The following is an 18,807-nucleotide window of genomic DNA, read 5'->3' on the forward strand; positions in this document are numbered from 1 at the left end:
AATATTTCAATTATTTGTTGCCGGTGGCGTTCTTAAGCGCCATACGGGCAGTGATGCGCAGGCGCAGCAAGCGCCATAAAATCCAGACCAGCGTGGCGGCAGCGATACTGGCGGTCAGAAGATAAGTATCGTTATAAGCCAGAATATTCGCTTCCAGGCTGGTGACCGTTTGCAGCTGCGTGATCGCCTGGGTGCCCAGCAGCGCGCTGTCGCCAATCAGGCTTTTGTACATCTGGGTATAAAGCTGGATCCGCTCGTTGACCAGCGGGTTGAGCGTGGTGAGCTGGTCCGCCAGCAGGCTGGAGTGGTACTTCTCACGCCAGGTCTGGAAGGTGCCGAGAATAGCGGAGCCCAGCAGGCCGCCGAGGTTCTGGCTCATGCCAAACATGACCGAGAAGCTGACCAGGTTGCGCGGGTCAGCGATCACGCCGCCGATCGCAGCCAGCATCGCCGGAGCCAGGAAGAAGGCGCTGCCAAAGCCCAGCAGGAACTGGCTCAGCATCAGCTGATCCGGTCGGGTCAGATTGTTGGACTGGCTATCCAGCAGCGAGGCAACAATCATCAGCGCCAGCGAGGTAATAATTGGCCACGCCAGTTTCGTCGGCTTGATGGTGAGACAGCTGGTGACGATCCCGCAGACGATACCGGCGAAAATGGACCACGCCAGATGCGTCATCTGCTCGTTCTGTAAGCCCACGTACTGCAGCCAGCCGATGACGCCGGTATTTTGCTCGGCCAGCACGATACGGATCAGCAGCATGATCAGCCCAAGACGAACGATGCTGCCGCTCGACAGCCAGCGGGTGTTGAGCAGCGGGTTGCTGCGGTTATGCTCAAAGACGATGGCCGCCACAATGAGCACCAGCGATAGCGCCAGCGACCAGCCGATCCACGGCGCCTCGAACCACCAGTCAAGACGGCCTAAAGAGAGTACGGCGCAGAGCAGGGCCACTCCAGGGGCCATTAAAAAGAAGGTGATAAAGTCTTTTTTCTCAAAAACCTTTCGTCGGTCACCCGGAGGCAGTTTTAAGGCTATCACGCAGGCGAGGGAGATCAGCGCCAGCCCCAGTTCGAAGAAATAGAGCCCGCGCCACTCGTCCAGCTGCAGCAGCTCGGTCGAAAACAGGCGGGCGAGAGGGATGGCGAGTGACGATCCGGTGATGCCGATAGTCAGCGCTTTCAGGCGATGTTTCGCCGGCCAGGCCTGGATCTGGTAGTAAATCCCCAGCGAGCTGAGCGCGGCGGCCACCATGCCGTGCGCGGCGCGGACCATCAGCGCCGAGCTGAGATCGTTAACAAAGAGGTGGAAAAAGGTGACCAGCACATACAGCACCAGAAAACCTTCCGTAAAGGCGCGCAAACCGTACTGCTGGCGGAACTTAACCAGCAGCAGGTTAATGGAAATGTTGGTCATCACATAGACCGCCGGTAACCAGGCGATTTCCGTAGACCAGGCGCCGAAGGTACCCTGCAGATTTTGCAGGTTGGCGGTGACCACCGCATTGCCCAGGGCACCCGTCAGGCAGACCAGCAGGCCAACGACGCCGTAGGCAACCCGTTTGGGCGTACTGTGGTTTGGCGTGGAGGGTGACCCCAGCAGTGCCGGTTTCTCGTGTGGCTGCCACTCGCGAGGAGCATAAGGGTCGCGTTCGGGCAGGCGCATAACGTTGTTTACCTTTGAAAAAATTGAAAAATTAACGGGCTCGCGATTCTACGTCTGCCTTAAATCATAATTCAAGTGAATATGATTTACGCATGTTAATCAAATGTTGAAGAGGAAGTTTAAGGAAAAAGAGCGGCCTGACCAGACGAACTTTAGCCATGAAAGCCTGTTTTGCGGCGCTAAGTGCGGTACGCTAACCGCAGATGCTGTAAGGAGATGATGATGATACCGACTTTTTTCCCCTGCGTGCCCGCTGACACGCTACGTGCTATTAACACCGTAGGACACTGGCTGGCACAGGATGACCTGCAGCCGGGGCAGCCCGTTGATTTGGTCATTCTGGCGGGTAATGCTGTCATTCCTGCCATTGATGCCGCCTGTCGCCTGGCGGCCGAGCAGGGGGTGCCTTTGATGATTAGCGGGGGAATAGGACATTCCACCGCCTTCCTCTATGCCGCTGTTGCCAGACACCCGCACTATCACATCGTCCCCACGGCAGGCCGTGCGGAGGCGGCCATTCTGGCCGATATCGCCCGTCAGTACTGGCATATTCCGGCAGAGCGCATTTTTGTGGAAGAGCAGTCAACCAACTGCGGTGAGAACGCACGGTTTAGCCGGGCGTTGATGAAACATCTTCATCTTGCTCCTGAACGCGTGCTGGTGGTGCAGGACCCCACCATGCAGCGGCGCACAATGGCAACGTTTGCCCGTGTATGCCGGGATGAACCTGCCGCACCAGAATGGATAAGCCATCCCGGATTGACGCCCGTGCTACGTAACAGCAACGATGGACTGGTCTTCAGCGGGAGAGGAGAAGGGCTGTGGCCGGTTGAACGCTATTTGTCGCTGGTACTGGGTGAACTGCCGCGTCTGCGCGACGATGTTAACGGTTACGGACCGGCCGGGCGTGATTTTATCGCCCATGTGACGATACCCGCGCAGGTGGAAACCGCATGGCAAATCTTACGTAACGATGCGATTCTGACAGAGGCGCTCGCGAGCCGAGCCCTGCTGTAAATCACTGCCCGTTTGCATCACCTTTACTGCAAACAGGCAGGTTTCCGGTTACAGTGCAGCAAACTTGTCCAGCGTACGCACCAGCTGTGTGACAAAACCATATTCGTTGTCATACCAGGCGACCGTTTTCACCAGCTGCAGATCGCCAGCCTCACTGACCTCCGTCTGCGTGGCGTCAAATACCGAACCGTAATGCGAGCCGATCACATCCGACGACACAATCTCTTCATCGGTATAGCCAAAGGATTTGTTGCCCTGGGTCGCTTTTTTTAGCGCGGCGTTGATCTCCTCAACCGTCACTTTTTTCCCCAGAACAGCGACCAGCTCGGTTACCGAACCGGTTTTGACCGGCACGCGCTGGGCGTGGCCTTTGAGTTTACCGCTGAGGGCCGGGATCACCAGGCCAATGGCTTTCGCGGCCCCTGTCGTGTGCGGAATGATGTTCTCTGCCGCGGCGCGCGAGGCGCGCAGATCTTTCCCGCGCGGGCCATCCACCAGCGCCTGCGTACCGGTATAGGCGTGAATGGTGGTCATGGTACCGACTTTAATTTCAAAGGCGTCGTGCAGGGCTTTTGCCAGCGGGGCGAGGCAGTTGGTGGTGCAGGAGGCGACGGAGATAATGGTATCACTGGCGTCGAGGGTATCGTCGTTCACGTTAAAGACAATGGTTTTCATCTCGCCCGCAGGGGCGGAGATCAGCACCTTTTGGGCACCCGCATCCAGATGCGCCCGGGATTTCTCTTCAGAGGTATAAAAACCGGTGCATTCCACGACGATATCCACCCCGGCGGCTTTCCACGGGATATGTCGGGCCTCTTTTTCGGCGTACACCGCGATCGTTTTGCCATCCACAATCAGCGCGTCTTCGGTGAAATCCACACTCCACGGGAAACCGCCGTAGTTAGAGTCATGCCTGAGCAGATAGGCCAGCACTTTGGGCGAGGTAAGATCGTTGATGGCGACGACGGTGTTGCTGTCCTGGGTTTCAAGCAGGCGACGAAGGACGAGACGTCCGATGCGCCCGAATCCGTTAATGCCAATTTTACTCATGGTGTTCTCCTGTAAACGTGTCGGTGCGACAGTTTGAACTCATCCAGGCTTAGACCATGACGGGCAGGGCGGCAATTGAAGATGCTTCATGCGCGAGGAAGTATTTGAAAAACCATACAGTAAAGTTAATGAATTTTTAAGGAAAGGAGATTATGTTGGCGCGGTGACTGTTTTTTTTCAGGAAATCCCATGCGTACTAAATATACAAGCCTGCAGATTGCGATTCACTGGCTGGTGTTTCTGTTAATCATCGTCGCCTACTGCGCGATGGAGTTTAAAGGCTTCTTCCCGCGAACTGCACGCCCGGCGATCAATATGATCCACGTGTCCTGCGGTATCAGTATCCTGGTGCTGATGGTGACCCGTTTGCTGGTGCGTCTGAAATTCCGCGCGCCACCGATTCAACCGAAGCCAAAAGCGATGGTGACGGGCCTTTCCCATTTAGGGCATCTGGTGGTGTATCTGCTTTTTATTGCGCTGCCGCTGGTTGGCATTGTGATGATGTACAACCGGGGGAGCGACTGGTTTGCTTTTGGCCTGACGATGCCGCATGCGGCGGAGTCCAATTTTGACCTGGTGGATACGCTGAAAGAGTGGCACGAGACGCTGGCAAATCTGGGCTATTTTGTGATTGGCCTGCATGCCGCCGCAGCGTTGATGCATCACTACTTCTGGAAGGACAATACGCTTCTTCGCATGATGCCGAAAAAGCGTCAGTAGTCTTTAACGCTTGCCGGGTGGCGCTGCGCTTACCCGGCCTACATTTGCATCGTAGCCGCCACCCGGCTTGTTTTTAACCCAGCAGAGCACGCTCTTCAGCCGTTAACGCCAGCGGCTGCGTTGACCCCGTCTCCGACGATTTCACCGCCGCTTCCAGCACCGCCATCACCGCTAACGCCTCAACTGGATGCACCGGGTTGGCGATCTTCCCGAGCAGGGCATCGCGCACGTTGATGTAATACTGGCGCTGATCGCCTTTCGGCGTGGTAATCGTCTGCGGTGCGCCATCAGCCCCATAGAACACCATACTGTCACTATCTTCCCCCCAGGCTTCACTGCCTGGAATGACGCCAGACAGCAGTTGCGCCTCCTGCTGGTCGATGCGGGCTTTCACCACGCTGCCCTTGTCCCCGTGGACGGTAAAACGTGCTGTTCCGCCAGCCACCAGCATGCTGGCGTGCAGAATGACCTTATGCTCCGGGTAGTTCAGGACCACGTGCGCCCAGTCGTTAACTTCTGCGCCGTCGCGCAGTGTCGCAATATTCCCCTGCACCGTCTGCGGCAGGCCAAAGAGCTGCAGCGTCTGGTCGATCAGATGCGGACCCAGGTCAAACCACAGACCGCTCCCTGGGACATTCTGCTCACGCCAGCGCACGCGCACTTCCGGGCGGAAGCGGTCGATGTGCGACTCCAGATGTTTAACCTTGCCGAGCGTGCCTTGCTCAATAATCTGCTTAATGCCGAGGAAATCGCTGTCCCAGCGGCGGTTGTGGAAGACGGAGAGCAGAAGCTGCTTTTCATCCGCCAGGGCGATCAGATCCCGGGCTTCCTGCATATCAAGCGTGAAGGGCTTATCCACGACCACATGTTTCCCTGAATTCAGGGCCAGGGTTGCCAGCGGGGCATGCGTGGCATTGGGGGAGGCGATCACCACCAGATCGACGTCCGGGTGCTGAATCGCCTCTTCCGGCGTGGCCACCACCAGCACGTCAGGCAGATCGCGTTTCACCTTCTCTTCATCCCGGGAAGAGACCACGGCCAGCCTGATGCCATCCACAGACTGGATCAGCGGAGCATGGAACGTTTTACCGACGAATCCATACCCGATCAGCGCAATGTTGATTGTTTGAACTGTACTCATGACCTTCTCCACGTTATTACGCTCACACCGTTACCTGCAATGCGCCAGGGTCCCCAAGCTCAGGCCAGGGACGATCTAAAAAGAGTTGTTGAATGCCGGATAGCCCCGAAACCAGATACGGTTCACAGCGGTTGACTTTCAGATGGTCGGCGACAATCCAGTGGGCATGACTCGCGGCAAGCATCGCGCGTTTAACCTCGGCATCCGCTTCTTTACCGGCACTCAGGCCGAGTTCGGCATGAATGGCGCACGCGCCGAGAATGGCGATATCTGCCCGATACCGGGACAGCAGCGACAACGTTGCACTTCCGGCGAACAGGCGTTGTTTTGGGTCCCATTTCCCGCCGAGCAGGATCAGTTCAATGTCTTCCCGCTCGCTAAAATGCTGGGCGATATCAAGCGACGTGGTAATGACGGTCAGCGGCCCTTGAAGAAAGGTGGCGACCGCCATCACCGTGCTTCCGGCATCCAGAAACAGGGTGGAACCCGGAGGAATCTGCTTTGCGACCTGTTTACCCAGGCGCTGTTTGGTTTCCGGCAGCAGCGTGTTGCGGCCCTGACGATTCATGGCGGAGAGATTCAGGGCGATGGCCCCGCCGTGGTTTTTCTGCGCCAGGCCCTGGTTTTCCAGGTCGGTCAAATCCCGACGGATGGTGTCTGCTGAAACTTGCAGCTTCTCTGCCAGTTCGGTGATGCTGGCCTGGCCCTGCTCACTGAGGAGATCGAGGACGTAGCGTTGACGAGCGGTTTTGTGCATGGCTGCAATCCTGCAAAATGTCGCAATAGTTTGCATAATACAGCATTTTGACGCAGAAGAAAGAACGATGTCGGGGGCAAACAGGAGAGAGGGGGAGCGACAGGAAGAGGGCGAAAAAAAAGCCCCGAAGGGCCTTTGATTATTTGCGACCCAGCAACAGGCCGAGCACAATACCCACCGCTCCCGCGGCGATAAGGCCGGTGAGGGGGTTATTTCTGACAGCTTCAGTGACATCGGAGACGGCATCGCTGGCCTGTGCGGCATATTTTTTAGCGGCACCTTTTACCTGATGTCTTGGTGAATCCACGAACTCACCAAACTGCTGCTGCGCTGAACCTGTCAGTTCATCAAGCTTATTTTTTGCTTTGTCTTCAGCAAACTGGGTGTTTTTATCAGTACCGAAATCAGACATTGTGCCTCCTTTTGTTAACAGGTAAAGGATAGCCTCTCTTAACAGATGTGAGGCCCGCAGGGCTAAATTCGGCCCGCAATATGGCTGTTTTCGGATATCTCTGTGCCTGAAACGCCACAGCACGCGACGCCGCTAATCGGCAAATTTCAGCAGCGCTTCGCCATCCAGACGATAACGCACCCATTCAGACTGCGGCAGTGCACCAATGCTCAGGTAAAAGTCGATGGCGGGCTGGTTCCAGTCCAGCACGCTCCATTCAAGGCGACCGCACTGCCGTTGTACGGCGAGTTGCGCGATATGTTTCAGCAGTGCTTTTCCCGCACCCAGGCCGCGGTACGCCGGGGAAACATACAGATCTTCCATATAAATCCCGTTGCGGCCAAGCCAGGTTGAATAACTGGTGAAGAACACGGCATAGCCAGCAATTTGTCCTTCACACTCAGCGATCAACGCTTCGGTTTTACTGCCTTCGCCAAAGAGTGTTTCCCGGATCTCATCCGGGGTGGTGACGACGGCTTCCGGCGCTTTCTCATACACTGCCAGCTCATAGATCATGGCGTAAATGGCCGCTGCATCGTCGGGACGGGCCTGGCGAAGGGTGATATTCATGGTTTTTCCTGATTTTTGCCTGTGTGTTGATTGATGGCGTTAAGCATACGGAGTATTGTCCGAAGAATTAAGTGCAATGAAATCAACAAATGATGAATATTATGCATCCGGCCCTGAGACGTCTTGATTTAAACCTGCTGCCTGTTTTTGATGCGATATATCGCCACCGCTCTGTTCGGCTGGCCGCTGACGAGCTGGCGATGAGCACGTCCGCACTCAGCCATGCGCTGTCGCGTTTACGTACGACCCTGAACGATCCGCTCTTTTTTCGCGAAGGGCACCGCATGTCCCCCAGCGTGTATGCCTCTCAACTCGCACCTTCCATTGCTTCCGCCTTATCGTTCCTCAACCACGAGTTAACGCCGCAGCCGCCGTTTAACCCGGCCAGTAGTACTGAGACCTTACAGATTGCGATTACCGATTTTACCGCGCTGTGCATTTTCCCGGCCCTGATGCACACCCTGCAGCTGTCTGCCCCGGGATTACGTTTTGAATTACGCTACCTGCCGCACAGCCCGGCGCTGACGGAACTGCTGGCGGGCGAGGTGGATCTGGCCCTGGGATTTAGTACGCCGGAGGATATCCGTCATCCGGAACTGGAAGAGATCGGCTGGTTTGAAGATGAGTATGTCGTCATTAGCAACGTGAACCGGACGCGGATGACGCTGGAGGATTATCTCGCGGCCCGACATCTGGTGGTTACGCCATGGAATGAGAAACAGGGCGTTCTGGATGTGCGGCTCGAGCAGTTAGGCTATACCCGACACATTGCGATCAAAACGCCGTCGATGCTCAGCGCGCCATTTATCGTGGCGGAAAGCGATCTGCTGATGGCCATTCCACGGTATGCGGCCGAGAAGCTGATGGCGGCAGTGGATATTAAAATTTTTGACTTACCGTTCTCAATACGAAGATTTGAGGTGAAAATTTACTCCCATAAACGCAGCGGTCAGCGGGGCGCGACACGCTGGCTTAAGGAAGAACTGCAAACGCTGGCGCAGGCTTGCAGGGGAGAGTAGGCCGGGCAAGCGCAGCGCCACCCGGCAAGCAAGGGGGTATCGCAATATTCCAGGCGTGGAGACTGTTAATCTTGCTAATTATGGAGAAGTTATACTGGCCGTATATCGTTGTGCGGCAGCAATCGCCCTGTCGTCAAAAATATACTGTTCGAAATGATGGCTCGCATCGGTGACGCGATAAATTTTCCATTTACCGTCTTCATTACGCAGATACACGTTTAACCGCTGTTTTTGCCCATTACCTGTACCCAGGTCGACGTTAACAACTTTTCCGGACACCGAGTTTATCGCATTGCTTACGCTTAGGTCAGGGATCCACTCCGCCGCATAGTCTTGCGTATAGGTAAAATAATCAGAACCGATAATTTCTTGTTCGTAGAGAGAGGAAATTTTCTGCAGTCGGGAGAGCGTGTCATGCGCAATATAGTCACGCATTTTTGGTGAATCGAGATTATCTTCTTTGCTGTCTGTAACGAAAGCAGTGAGGTAAAACTGGTAAAAGTCATGAGTACGTTTTTCCGGCGCATCCATTTGTGTTGAACATCCCGTAAGAAACAGGCACATCAAGAGAACGTTACGCATCAGCTTTTCCTGTAAATTTTGTAAGGAGGGCGTGCGGAGCGATATCCCGGGCCACTCCACATATCTCTTTGTCTGAAGTATGAAAACGTCAGTAAACAACGAGAGTATCAATTCGCTTAGGCAATTAATGTTATTAAAAGATCATATATTTCAATTTGTTATGCCTTTGTTTGATTTATCTGTGCGACTGATGAGTTGCCGACGATGTGCTGTTGTTATTGCCACCCATAAAGACAGGTTTACATCATCAGATAACTAAAATACCATACCCCCCTATAGTATCAGGAGGGCGTATGCCGCATTCACCCGAAGATAAAAAACGTATTCTTACCCGCGTCCGTCGCATTCGGGGCCAGGTTGAGGCCCTTGAACGCGCGCTGGAGTCGGGCGACCCCTGTCTGACCATTTTGCAGCAGATTGCCGCCGTGCGCGGGGCTGCCAATGGCCTGATGGGCGAAATGGTCGAAATTCACCTCAAAGATGAGCTGGTGACGGGGGAAACCACGCCGGATCAGCGAGCCGTGCGCATGGCGGAAGTCGGCCATTTGCTGCGCGCTTATCTAAAATAAACCCACACACCTCACAATAAGGGAAGACAATATGAAATCTCGCGCTGCAGTTGCATTTGGACCCGGCCAGCCGCTCAAAATCGTTGAAATCGACGTCGCGCCGCCCAAAAAAGGAGAAGTGCTGATCAAAATCACCCATACCGGCGTATGCCACACCGATGCGTTTACGCTGTCCGGTGACGATCCGGAAGGCGTCTTCCCGGCGGTGCTCGGCCATGAAGGGGGCGGGATTGTGGTGGAAGTGGGCGAGGGCGTGACCAGCCTGAAACCAGGCGACCACGTGATCCCGCTGTATACGGCGGAATGCGGCGAATGTAAGTTCTGTAAATCCGGTAAAACCAACCTCTGCCAGGCAGTTCGCGCTACCCAGGGGAAAGGGCTGATGCCGGACGGTACCACCCGTTTCTCGTACAACGGCGAACCTGTTTATCACTACATGGGCACCAGCACCTTCAGCGAATACACCGTTTGCGCGGAGATCTCGCTGGCGAAGGTGAATCCGCAGGCGCCGCTGGATAAAGTCTGCCTGCTGGGCTGCGGTGTCACCACCGGCATTGGCGCGGTGCATAACACGGCAAAAGTGAAAGAGGGCGACACCGTGGCGGTGTTCGGGCTTGGCGGCATCGGTCTGGCGGTGATTCAGGGCGCGGTTCAGGCGAAAGCCGGTCGCATCATCGCGGTCGACACCAATCCGGAGAAATTCAAACTGGCGGGTGAAATGGGTGCGACTGATTTTGTGAACCCGAAAGATCACGAAAAGCCGATTCAGGACGTCATCGTCGAGATGACCGACGGCGGCGTGGACTTCAGCTTCGAATGTATCGGCAACGTTAACGTCATGCGTTCCGCGCTTGAGTGCTGCCACAAAGGCTGGGGTGAGAGCATCATCATTGGCGTGGCCGGTGCAGGCCAGGAGATCAAAACCCGTCCTTTCCAGCTGGTCACCGGGCGCGTGTGGCGCGGTTCCGCGTTTGGCGGCGTGAAGGGCCGTACCCAGCTTCCGGGGATGGTTGAAGACGCCATGGTCGGCAAGATCCAGCTCGACCCGTTCATTACCCACCGTTTACCGCTGGAGCAGATCAACGAAGCGTTCGATCTGATGCACGAAGGAAAATCCATCCGTACCGTGATTCATTTCGGCGACAAGTAACTCTTCTGCCAGCGGTTTTTCGCCGCTGGCATTGCTTTAATATTCTTCTCTAAAGTGTGACCAGTGCGGCGTTTTTAGCCGTAATCTAAATCTCTGCCGTGCCGATGACTATCTGACAGGCGTGTTTTTACGCATCTTACCTACAAGAGAGTCGACGGTCATGGACAACACTACTTCGATGCCAGCGCAGCGCAAGCTGAGCTTCTTGCATCACATCAGGCTGGTTCCGCTGTTTTCCTCCATTCTCGGTGGCATTATTCTGCTTTTTGCCTTGAGCTCGGGTCTGGCAGGGTATTTCCTGTTACAGGCCGATAACGATCAGCAGGATGTTACATCCGAAATTCAGGTGCGTATGGGGCTGTCGAACAGCTCAAACCATCTGCGAACGGCGCGCATCAACATGATCCACGCCGGTGCGGCCAGCCGTATCGCAGAGATGGATGCCATGAAGCAGAACATCCGCGAGGCGGAAACGCGGATTAAGCAGTCCCAGGATAGTTTTACCGCCTACATGAACCGTTCCGTGCGCACCTCTGCCGACGAAGCGCTGGATGCTGACCTGAAAGCGCGCTACGACGCCTATATCGCGGGCCTGCAGCCGATGGTCAAATTTGCCAAAAACGGCATGTTCGAGGCGATCATCAACCACGAAAACGAAACGGCGCGTCCGCTGGATGACGCCTACAACGCCGTGTTGCTGAAGGCGATTAAGATCCGTACCGATCGAGCCAATGCGCTTACGGCACAGGCGCACAGCCGCACGCAGCTGGGGCTGATGTTTATGGTCGGCGCGTTTGCGCTGGCGCTGGTGTTGACGGCGATGACCTTTGTTGTGCTGCGCCGCACGGTGATCAACCCGCTGCAGCGTGCCGCAAAACGCATCGAAAATATCGCCAAAGGCGACCTGACGATGCCGGACGACGTGGCCGGACGCAGCGAAATTGGCCGCCTGACGCGCGATCTGCAAACCATGCAGCACTCCCTTGAAAACACTGTCGGCACCGTCCGTCAGGGGGCGGAGGAGATCTACCGCGGCACCAGCGAGATTTCAGCTGGTAATACCGATCTCTCTTCCCGTACCGAGCAGCAGGCGGCGGCCATTGAGCAGACCGCCGCTAGCATGGAACAGCTGACCGCGACGGTGAAACAGAACGCCGATAACGCCCACCATGCCAGCAAGCTGGCGGAAGATGCCTCCGGGAAAGCCAGCCGCGGCGGTCAGATGGTCTCCGGGGTGGTCAAAACCATGGGCAATATCTCCAGCAGTTCGAAGAAGATCTCTGAGATTACCGCGGTCATTAACAGTATTGCGTTCCAGACCAATATCCTGGCGCTGAACGCGGCGGTAGAAGCCGCGCGTGCGGGCGAGCAGGGACGCGGTTTTGCCGTGGTGGCAAGCGAAGTCCGAACGCTTGCAAGCCGCAGTGCGAATGCCGCAAAAGAGATCGAAAGCCTGATCAACGAATCGGTTTCGCTGATTGACCAGGGCTCCGGTGAAGTGGTTGCCGCCGGTAATACCATGAATGAAATTGTCGAAGCGGTGAAACGCGTTACCGACATCATGCTGGAGATCGCCGCCGCGTCCGATGAGCAGAGCCGCGGTATCGTGCAGGTCAGTCAGGCGATTTCTGAGATGGATAAAGTGACCCAGCAGAACGCCTCGCTGGTGGAAGAAGCCTCTGCCGCGGCGGCGTCTCTGGAAGAACAGGGCGCACGTCTGACCGAGGCGGTCGGCGCGTTTCGTCTGAGCGGCACGAAGCCGGGCCGTGCGGCAACGCCTGCGCCGGTGGCGAAGAGCGCGCCGTTACGCCCCGCAGCAGCGGTTTCCGGAGATAACTGGGAGACGTTCTGAGTCGCCAGCAGTGTCGGGTGGCGCTTCACTTACCCGACCTACGTATGGCCTACAAAAAAGGGACCTTTCGGTCCCTTTTCTTATCTGTTACTGCTTATCGGGTAACGCATACGCGATAACGTAATCACCGCGATCCGGCGACTGGCGTGCGCCACCGGCATTAATGATAACGTACTGTTTACCCGTTTTCGGCGACACGTAGGTCATCGGGCCGGACTGGCTGCCGACCGGCAGGCGGTCTTTCCAGATCTCTTTTCCGGTGGCGGTATCAAACGCGCGCAGGTAGAAATCTTGCGTACCGGCAAAGAACAGCAGGCCGGACTGCGTTGACAGCGACGCACCCAGCGTCGGCATCCCGATCGGGATGGGCATGTGCATGCGAATGCCGAGCGGGCCGGTATCTTCCACCGTGCCGACAGGAACCTGCCACACCAGCTTGCCGGATTTCAGGTCAACCGCCGACATGGTGCCAAACGGCGGTTTTTGACACGGAATGCCCAGCGGTGACAGGAAGCGCTCGCGCATCGCACCGAACGGTGTGCCCTCCATCGGGACAATCCCCATCTCAATGCCGCTGGCGTTTTTCGCCACGTTAGCGCGCGGCACCATGTAGTTTGCCAGACCCAGGCGCATGTCGTTGACGAACATCAGGCTGTTGTTCGGGTCAATGGAGACGCTGCCCCAGTTCATCCCGCCGAGAGAGCCGGGGAACTGCAGGGAACGGTCGAGGCCAGGCGGGGTGAAGACACCCTGATGACGCATCTCCTTAAACTGAATGCGGCACAGCAGAAGGTCAACAGGCGTCGCTCCCCACATATCAGACTCGGTGAGCGTCTGGTTGCCTATCATTGGCATACCAACGGAGTACGGCTGGGTCGGAGAGTAGCGTTCACCTTCAACGTTGCCCGCCGGAACGGGACGTTCCTCAACCTTCGCCACGGGTTTACCGGTTTCACGGTTGAGCATGAAAATCATGCCCTGCTTGCTGGTCTGGACCAGCACAGGCGTGGTGCCACCTTTACCGTCTGGCAGATCGTACAGCAGTGGCTGGGAAGGCAGGTCAAAGTCCCACAGGTCGTGGTGAGTGGTCTGGAAATGCCAGCGGACCTGACCGGTGGCCGCGTCAACGGCGACGATAGACGAGCTGTACTTGTCGTCCAGCGCGGTGCGTTCACCTGCCCAGAAGTCTGGCGTGGCGTTGCCGGTAGGCAGGTAGATCAGGTTCAGTTTGGCGTCGTAGGACATCGCAGACCAGACGTTCGGCGTACCGCGGGTGTAGGTCTGCCCTTCCGGCGGCAGGCCGGTCAGGTTCGGATTACCCGGATCCCACGCCCAGGCCAGTTTACCGGTGTGAACGTCATACGCGCGCACCACGCCCGGCGGTTCGCCGGTGGAGTAGTTATCCGCGACGCGACCGCCGACCACGACGACATTCCCGGCAACCAGCGGCGTGGAGGTCTGCTGATAATAGCCTGGTTTGATCTCGCCCATGCCGACGCTCAGGTCAACGGTGCCATGATCGCCAAAGTCTTCACAGACCTTGCCGGTATCCGCGTTGATGGCAATCAGGCGCGCATCGGTGGTCGGCAGGAACAGGCGGCGTGGGCAGGCCGCAGGCTGAATCTCTGTCTGTGACATTGTCACGTTTGAGCGATCTTCAAAATACCCCAGACCGCGGCAGCGCTGCCAGTTAGGCGCCGTTGCTTTGGCATCGTAGCGCCATTTTTCTTTACCGGAGTCCACGTCAAGGGCCAGCACTTTACTGTACGGGGTACAGACATAGAGCGTGTCGCCAACCTGCAATGGCGTGTTCTGATCTTCCGCGCCGGAACCGTTACTTTGCGGAATATCGCCGGTGTGCGCAACCCAGGCGACCTTCAGGTCGTTGACGTTTTGCTTGTTAATCTGGTCCAGCGCGGCGAAGCGGTCGCCGTGCGTGGTGTTGCCCCAGTGCTCCCAGTTTTTTTGCTGCTCACCGGGTGCGACGGGTTTAACCGGAACGGGCTCGTTTGCCGCCACGAGGGTCTGCGGCTTGAACATCCAGCCCAGGCTGACCAGCATAGCCACCGCGAGCAGCGCCGCAACGCCAAATGCAGGCGCTTTATTCGCCGTGCGGTGGTTGGCTGTACGCAGGAAAGGCCAGACGACGGCACAAAGGAACGCCAGCACTGCAAAGGTAAACAGGCGGGAGAAAAGCGGCCAGAAATCCCAGCCTGCATCGCTTACCGCCCAGAACAGCGAGGCGATAAACGCGATGGCGTAAAGCACGATCCCACTGCTGCGGTTGAGGAAAATCAGGACTGCGGCAATCACCATCGCCACACCCATCATCAGGAAGTAACCACTTCCGCCCACGGTGGCGAGCTTAAAGCCCAGACCGCCGACGGCCAGACCGATGAGCATCATCAGTCCGGCAAGAAGCCACTGCAGAATACGCGGTATCCCACGTGGCGCGCTGCCAAATGCCATTTCTCTCTCCTTTAGATCCCCCCGCCGTGCCGGATGTGTACCAGTTGGGTAATAAATTCGGAGGGATTAATGTTTGATACAGGTGAATTCAGATTTATAAAATGATTTGCGAACCATTTGGTGAATTCGCCGTTATGATAAAACTGTTAAATTGTTTTACGCAATTGTTAATGATTTATTCCGCATTATTTGATTAACGCACAGGTCAGTCCCCTCTCCCCTCAGGGGAGAGGGTCAGGGTGAGGGGGGTATTAAACCGGCATCGATTTACGAATAGCGCTCAGCAGCGTCTGCGCGCCGGTGGAAAGCGGGGTATCCACCCGGGTTAAAATGCCGATAGGTTCACCGGCGCCGGGGGAGGTTATCGGCAGGGCGGTCAACGTTCCCTGGCGCAAATCATCTTTCACCGCCCCGGAGGGGACGAACCAGACGTAGTCATAGTCCAGCGTGAGCTGGCGCGACAGCGAGGCCGAGAGCGTTTCGATGCACCCTGAAGGGAGCGTACACCCCTGCATCTGCAGCAAGGTTTCGGCGGCCTGGCGCGGGACGGTCCCTTTCGGGCAAACCACCACTGGCCACTCCATGACGCGGCTTAAGGTGACGGTGTCCTGCAGCAGAGGGTGATCGGGACGTACCACCAGCTTCAGCGATTCCAGGAATAACAATTCGTAGTTAAGACCGACCATCAGTTCGGGGTCGGACATCCGACCGATGCCGAGATCCAGTTCGCCCGATTTCAACCCGGCGAGCAACATGGTGTTATTCATGGTGGCAACCTGAAGCGTGGTATGCCGCTGTTGCTTGTGGAACTGGCCAATAACCGGAGGGAGAATGCCCAGCGCGGCGGTTGGCAGGGCACCCACGCGCACGACCTCGTGGGTTTGCTCTTCTTTCCGGTGCAGGGACTGGCCTGCGGTATTGAGCGCATCCAGGACTTTCACCGCGTGCGTCAGGAACTGTTCGCCCACGAGAGTAAGCTGTGCCCCCAACCGACCGCGGTCAAAAAGACGGGCACCGGTCAGTTGTTCCAGTTCATTAAGGGTTTTGGAGAGCGCGGGCTGGCTCAGGTTAAGGGTTTCAGCCGCACGCCCCAGTGTTCCCTGTTGAGCGACGGCCACAAATGTATGCAAATGGCGCAAGCGTATGCGCTGACTGAACAGACCATTTTTTTCCATAGGCGATGTTAAAAACAGAGCGATGCGGGTGACAAGTTAAGTTGTTTAATTTTGATAACTTGATAGCAAAATATTTTTAACATTTGATCTGTTTGAGTTACAACATGTTTTTCGGCAGGATCAGATAAGCGAACGTCCATGTTCATTTATTGCTCATTGCAGGGTGGGAAAGGGAAACAGATTTAGATCACACCATCACCGCCGTCAGAACACCATACCTGACCGGAGGTAAATGAACACTCGTCCGAGGCCAGCGTGACGTACAGCGGGGCAATCTCGACGGGCTGACCCGGACGCCCCAGCGGCGTATCTCCCCCGAACTCCTTCACTTTTTCCATCGGCTGGCCACCGCTGGATTGCAGTACCGTCCAGTAAGGGCCGGGGGCGACCGCGTTGACGCGAATGCCTTTCGGGCCGAGCTGTTTGGCTAAGGATTTGGTAAATACCGCCAGACAGGCTTTGGTCTGGGCATAATCCAGCAGCACGGGGCTGGGCTTCACCGCCTGCACGGAGGAGGTATTAATGATGACGGACGACGCTTTCAGGTGGCGCAGCGCCGCCTTAGTGATCCAGAAAGGCGCGTAAACGTTAGTTTTGAACGTCGCGTCAAAGTCTTCGGTAGTCAGCTCCTCAAGGGATTCCCGGAACTGCTGACGACCCGCGTTATTCACCAGAATGTCCAGCCCGCCCAGTTTCGCAACGGCTTCCTCAACCAGGTTCTGGCAGAAGGTCTCATCCCGCACGTCGCCCGGCAGCGCCACGGCGGTGCGGCCCTCCGCTTTAATCAGGTCGATGACCTCAGCGGCATCTTTTTCTTCTTCAGGCAGGTAGTTGATGGCCACGTCAGCGCCTTCACGGGCATAGGCGATCGCCACTGCGCGACCGATACCGGAATCCCCACCGGTTATCAGCGCTTTTTTACCGGCAAGGCGACCATGCCCTTTGTAGCTTTTCTCCCCGTGGTCGGGTACAGGTTGCATTTCAGATGCCAGTCCCGGCGGCGTTTGCGGCTGTTCCGGGAACGGGGGTTGCGGGTAAGCGTTCGTACGTTGTGTATCACTCATAGCTGACTCCTTAAGCCAAGGGGTGAGATTTGATGGATAGTTGCAGCGTTAACGCTTCGCTGAATTATTTCTGCAAACGATCAACACGGACGACGGCAGGGGATGATTTTTTATCAAGCGAACCGTTGATACTGATCATCTGGTCGGGTTTTACCGTTCTGCCGTCGAAGACTGCCTGGGGAATAATAACGTCGATTTTTCCGGTTTTATCCTGAAATACAAACTTATCGCCGCTACCATCAATAAGATTGCCGCGCAAGGAAATGGTTGCACCATCGTGGAGCTGTTTTGCCTGATCGATGGTCATAATTCGCGCGTCATCGGTTCCGCGATATCCGCTATCGAGTGCGTGCGGCGGCGGTGGTGCTTCACCTTTTTGTAACCCGCCGTTATTATCTGCCCATGCGGCCGGAACCAGAAATATCAAAAAAGCGGAAATAAGCGATAATTTCATCGGATATCCTTCATTTTGGTTGTCTTGACTTATTAAGTATTGTTGCTATTCCTTTAGGTGGCAAATGTGATAAGTCCTAAAAACATTCGCGTTAGAAATCAAAATTATCGGATAATAAGCGAAACGGTGACGATGACCATGAAGCGTGAAAATGAAAAGTTACCCGGGATAGATGAAAGTTATCGCTTGCTGACGTTTGAATACGCGTTTCGTCAGGTAGGGTTTATTGTTCTTTTAGGTATTATCGTCGCTGCCATTGCCGGCCTGTTTTCAAGCGGAGTGGTCAGCGATACGGCTAAGGAGAATGCCGATAAATCCCTGACCATCAATTATGAGCGCTTTGGCCGACGGGAAACGGAGACACGGATGCAGCTCGCGTTTCCGGTGAAAACGGAGGGGACCTATACCCTCAGCATCACCAGCGAGAGCAGCGATGCGTATGAGCCTGGTAGCGTCTGGCCTCAGCCGGACAGCATGTTCAGCCACGGCAACAGCCTCTATTTTGTTTATCACAACCTGAAAAAGACAGACACCTTTTCAGTATTACTCTTCACGACACCGTCCCGAGCCGGCAAATGGAACTCGGTCATCCGCGTAAACAACGGGCCGGAGATTAGCATCTGGCAATTTATTTACCCGTAGGAGGCTGATATGGATATGGTCTTTCGTGCGCTGGCTATTTATCTGTTCCTCGTGGTGGTATTTAAAGTGGCCGGGCGACGCGCGCTGCTGCAGATGACCAGCTTTGATCTCATCCTGCTTCTGATAATTAGTGAAGCCACGCAACAGGCGCTTCTTGGCGAGGATTTTTCGGTCACCGGTGCGATGATTACGATTACTACCCTGGTGGTAGTGGATATTATTTTCGGGTTAATGAAGAAATATTTTTCGCCTGTCGAAAATATCCTTGATGGCACCCCAGTGATTCTGGTGGAAAACGGCATTCCCTTAGCCGATAAACTCAAAAAAGTCGATGTCTCTTGCGATGATATTCTGGTATCAGCGCGTCAGAATAATGGCATTACTGAAATGAGTAAAATTAAATATGCCATACTTGAACGCAATGGACATATTTCAATCATTCCTTTCGAGAAATAAGAGGCG

19 protein-coding genes and 1 pseudogene are annotated in these 18,807 nt (G+C 55.7%); 8 read left to right on the forward strand and 12 right to left on the reverse strand.

The annotated features are described in order from the left end of the window. Positions 1-10 precede the first annotated feature (10 nt). Positions 11-1,663, reverse strand: a complete 1,653-nt coding sequence (locus tag SP99_RS10575) for an MFS transporter (protein WP_047958532.1) — start codon at positions 1,661-1,663, stop codon at positions 11-13. Positions 1,664-1,885: 222 nt separating this feature from the next. Here SP99_RS10575 and SP99_RS10580 point away from each other — a divergent pair, with 222 nt between their 5' ends. Then, positions 1,886-2,680 carry a YdcF family protein gene (locus SP99_RS10580; RefSeq protein ID WP_047958533.1) on the forward strand — a complete coding sequence of 265 codons (795 nt, stop codon included), beginning with the start codon at positions 1,886-1,888 and terminating at the stop codon, positions 2,678-2,680. Positions 2,681-2,728: 48 nt separating this feature from the next. On the opposite strand, the gene gap is transcribed toward SP99_RS10580, so the two are convergent. Then, positions 2,729-3,730: a type I glyceraldehyde-3-phosphate dehydrogenase gene (gene gap / locus SP99_RS10585; RefSeq protein ID WP_047958534.1), complete on the reverse strand. Its 1,002-nt coding sequence runs from the start codon at positions 3,728-3,730 to the stop codon at positions 2,729-2,731. A gap of 189 nt (positions 3,731-3,919) precedes the next feature. Here gap and cybB point away from each other — a divergent pair, with 189 nt between their 5' ends. Beyond that, on the forward strand, positions 3,920-4,450 hold the full coding sequence (gene cybB, locus SP99_RS10590; RefSeq protein ID WP_047958535.1) for a cytochrome b561: 531 nt from the start codon (positions 3,920-3,922) through the stop codon (positions 4,448-4,450). Positions 4,451-4,523: 73 nt separating this feature from the next. On the opposite strand, the gene SP99_RS10595 is transcribed toward cybB, so the two are convergent. From SP99_RS10595 to SP99_RS10610, 4 genes are all read right to left on the reverse strand, one after another. Next, on the reverse strand, positions 4,524-5,591 hold the full coding sequence (locus tag SP99_RS10595) for an oxidoreductase (RefSeq protein ID WP_047958536.1): 1,068 nt from the start codon (positions 5,589-5,591) through the stop codon (positions 4,524-4,526). 22 nt (positions 5,592-5,613) lie between these two features. Beyond that, the gene (locus SP99_RS10600) at positions 5,614-6,348 is read right to left on the reverse strand and encodes a DeoR/GlpR family DNA-binding transcription regulator (protein WP_047958537.1); all 735 of its coding nucleotides are present in this window, start codon (positions 6,346-6,348) and stop codon (positions 5,614-5,616) included. Positions 6,349-6,487: 139 nt separating this feature from the next. Beyond that, positions 6,488-6,760, reverse strand: coding sequence for an ElaB/YgaM/YqjD family protein (locus SP99_RS10605; RefSeq protein WP_047958538.1), 273 nt, complete (start codon positions 6,758-6,760; stop codon positions 6,488-6,490). A 132-nt stretch (positions 6,761-6,892) separates the two neighbouring features. Beyond that, positions 6,893-7,369 carry a GNAT family N-acetyltransferase gene (locus SP99_RS10610; protein WP_047958539.1) on the reverse strand — a complete coding sequence of 159 codons (477 nt, stop codon included), beginning with the start codon at positions 7,367-7,369 and terminating at the stop codon, positions 6,893-6,895. Positions 7,370-7,458: 89 nt separating this feature from the next. Here SP99_RS10610 and SP99_RS10615 point away from each other — a divergent pair, with 89 nt between their 5' ends. Continuing rightward, complete coding sequence (locus tag SP99_RS10615) at positions 7,459-8,388, forward strand: LysR family transcriptional regulator (RefSeq protein ID WP_047958540.1); 930 nt, start codon at positions 7,459-7,461, stop codon at positions 8,386-8,388. A gap of 78 nt (positions 8,389-8,466) precedes the next feature. Here the strand turns inward: SP99_RS10615 and SP99_RS10620 are convergent, their stop codons facing one another. Further along, complete coding sequence (locus SP99_RS10620) at positions 8,467-8,970, reverse strand: YqhG/Tai3 family protein (protein ID WP_047958541.1); 504 nt, start codon at positions 8,968-8,970, stop codon at positions 8,467-8,469. Beyond that, a pseudogene (locus tag SP99_RS25245) lies at positions 8,970-9,056 on the reverse strand (hypothetical protein); the annotation flags it as partial. The pseudogene SP99_RS25245 and the gene SP99_RS10620, both read right to left, overlap by 1 nt. Positions 9,057-9,263: 207 nt before the next feature. Here SP99_RS25245 and SP99_RS10625 point away from each other — a divergent pair. From SP99_RS10625 to SP99_RS10635, 3 genes are all read left to right on the forward strand, one after another. Further along, complete coding sequence (locus SP99_RS10625) at positions 9,264-9,539, forward strand: metal/formaldehyde-sensitive transcriptional repressor (protein ID WP_047958542.1); 276 nt, start codon at positions 9,264-9,266, stop codon at positions 9,537-9,539. Between the two features lie 31 nt (positions 9,540-9,570). Then, positions 9,571-10,689, forward strand: coding sequence for an S-(hydroxymethyl)glutathione dehydrogenase/class III alcohol dehydrogenase (locus SP99_RS10630; protein ID WP_047958543.1), 1,119 nt, complete (start codon positions 9,571-9,573; stop codon positions 10,687-10,689). A gap of 160 nt (positions 10,690-10,849) precedes the next feature. Continuing rightward, complete coding sequence (locus SP99_RS10635; RefSeq protein ID WP_047958544.1) at positions 10,850-12,541, forward strand: methyl-accepting chemotaxis protein; 1,692 nt, start codon at positions 10,850-10,852, stop codon at positions 12,539-12,541. An 87-nt stretch (positions 12,542-12,628) separates the two neighbouring features. Here the strand turns inward: SP99_RS10635 and SP99_RS10640 are convergent, their stop codons facing one another. From SP99_RS10640 to SP99_RS10655, 4 genes are all read right to left on the reverse strand, one after another. Next, a complete protein-coding gene (locus SP99_RS10640) occupies positions 12,629-15,010 on the reverse strand; it encodes a glucose/quinate/shikimate family membrane-bound PQQ-dependent dehydrogenase (protein ID WP_047958545.1) in 2,382 nt (793 codons plus the stop codon). Positions 15,011-15,261: 251 nt separating this feature from the next. After that, on the reverse strand, positions 15,262-16,185 hold the full coding sequence (locus SP99_RS10645) for a LysR substrate-binding domain-containing protein (RefSeq protein ID WP_025756376.1): 924 nt from the start codon (positions 16,183-16,185) through the stop codon (positions 15,262-15,264). Between the two features lie 182 nt (positions 16,186-16,367). Further along, positions 16,368-17,249 carry an SDR family oxidoreductase gene (locus tag SP99_RS10650; RefSeq protein ID WP_045284350.1) on the reverse strand — a complete coding sequence of 294 codons (882 nt, stop codon included), beginning with the start codon at positions 17,247-17,249 and terminating at the stop codon, positions 16,368-16,370. A 64-nt stretch (positions 17,250-17,313) separates the two neighbouring features. Next, positions 17,314-17,703, reverse strand: coding sequence for a YdeI family stress tolerance OB fold protein (locus SP99_RS10655; RefSeq protein WP_008502282.1), 390 nt, complete (start codon positions 17,701-17,703; stop codon positions 17,314-17,316). A gap of 138 nt (positions 17,704-17,841) precedes the next feature. Between SP99_RS10655 and SP99_RS10660 the strand changes: the two genes are divergently transcribed. Further along, positions 17,842-18,345: a hypothetical protein gene (locus tag SP99_RS10660; protein ID WP_047959805.1), complete on the forward strand. Its 504-nt coding sequence runs from the start codon at positions 17,842-17,844 to the stop codon at positions 18,343-18,345. A gap of 9 nt (positions 18,346-18,354) precedes the next feature. Beyond that, on the forward strand, positions 18,355-18,801 hold the full coding sequence (locus SP99_RS10665; protein ID WP_047958546.1) for a DUF421 domain-containing protein: 447 nt from the start codon (positions 18,355-18,357) through the stop codon (positions 18,799-18,801). Positions 18,802-18,807: the final 6 nt, after the last annotated feature.

The sequence above is a fragment of the Enterobacter sp. BIDMC92 genome, from assembly GCF_001030225.1.
In the GTDB taxonomy this organism is placed as follows: Bacteria; Pseudomonadota; Gammaproteobacteria; order Enterobacterales; family Enterobacteriaceae; genus Enterobacter; species Enterobacter sichuanensis.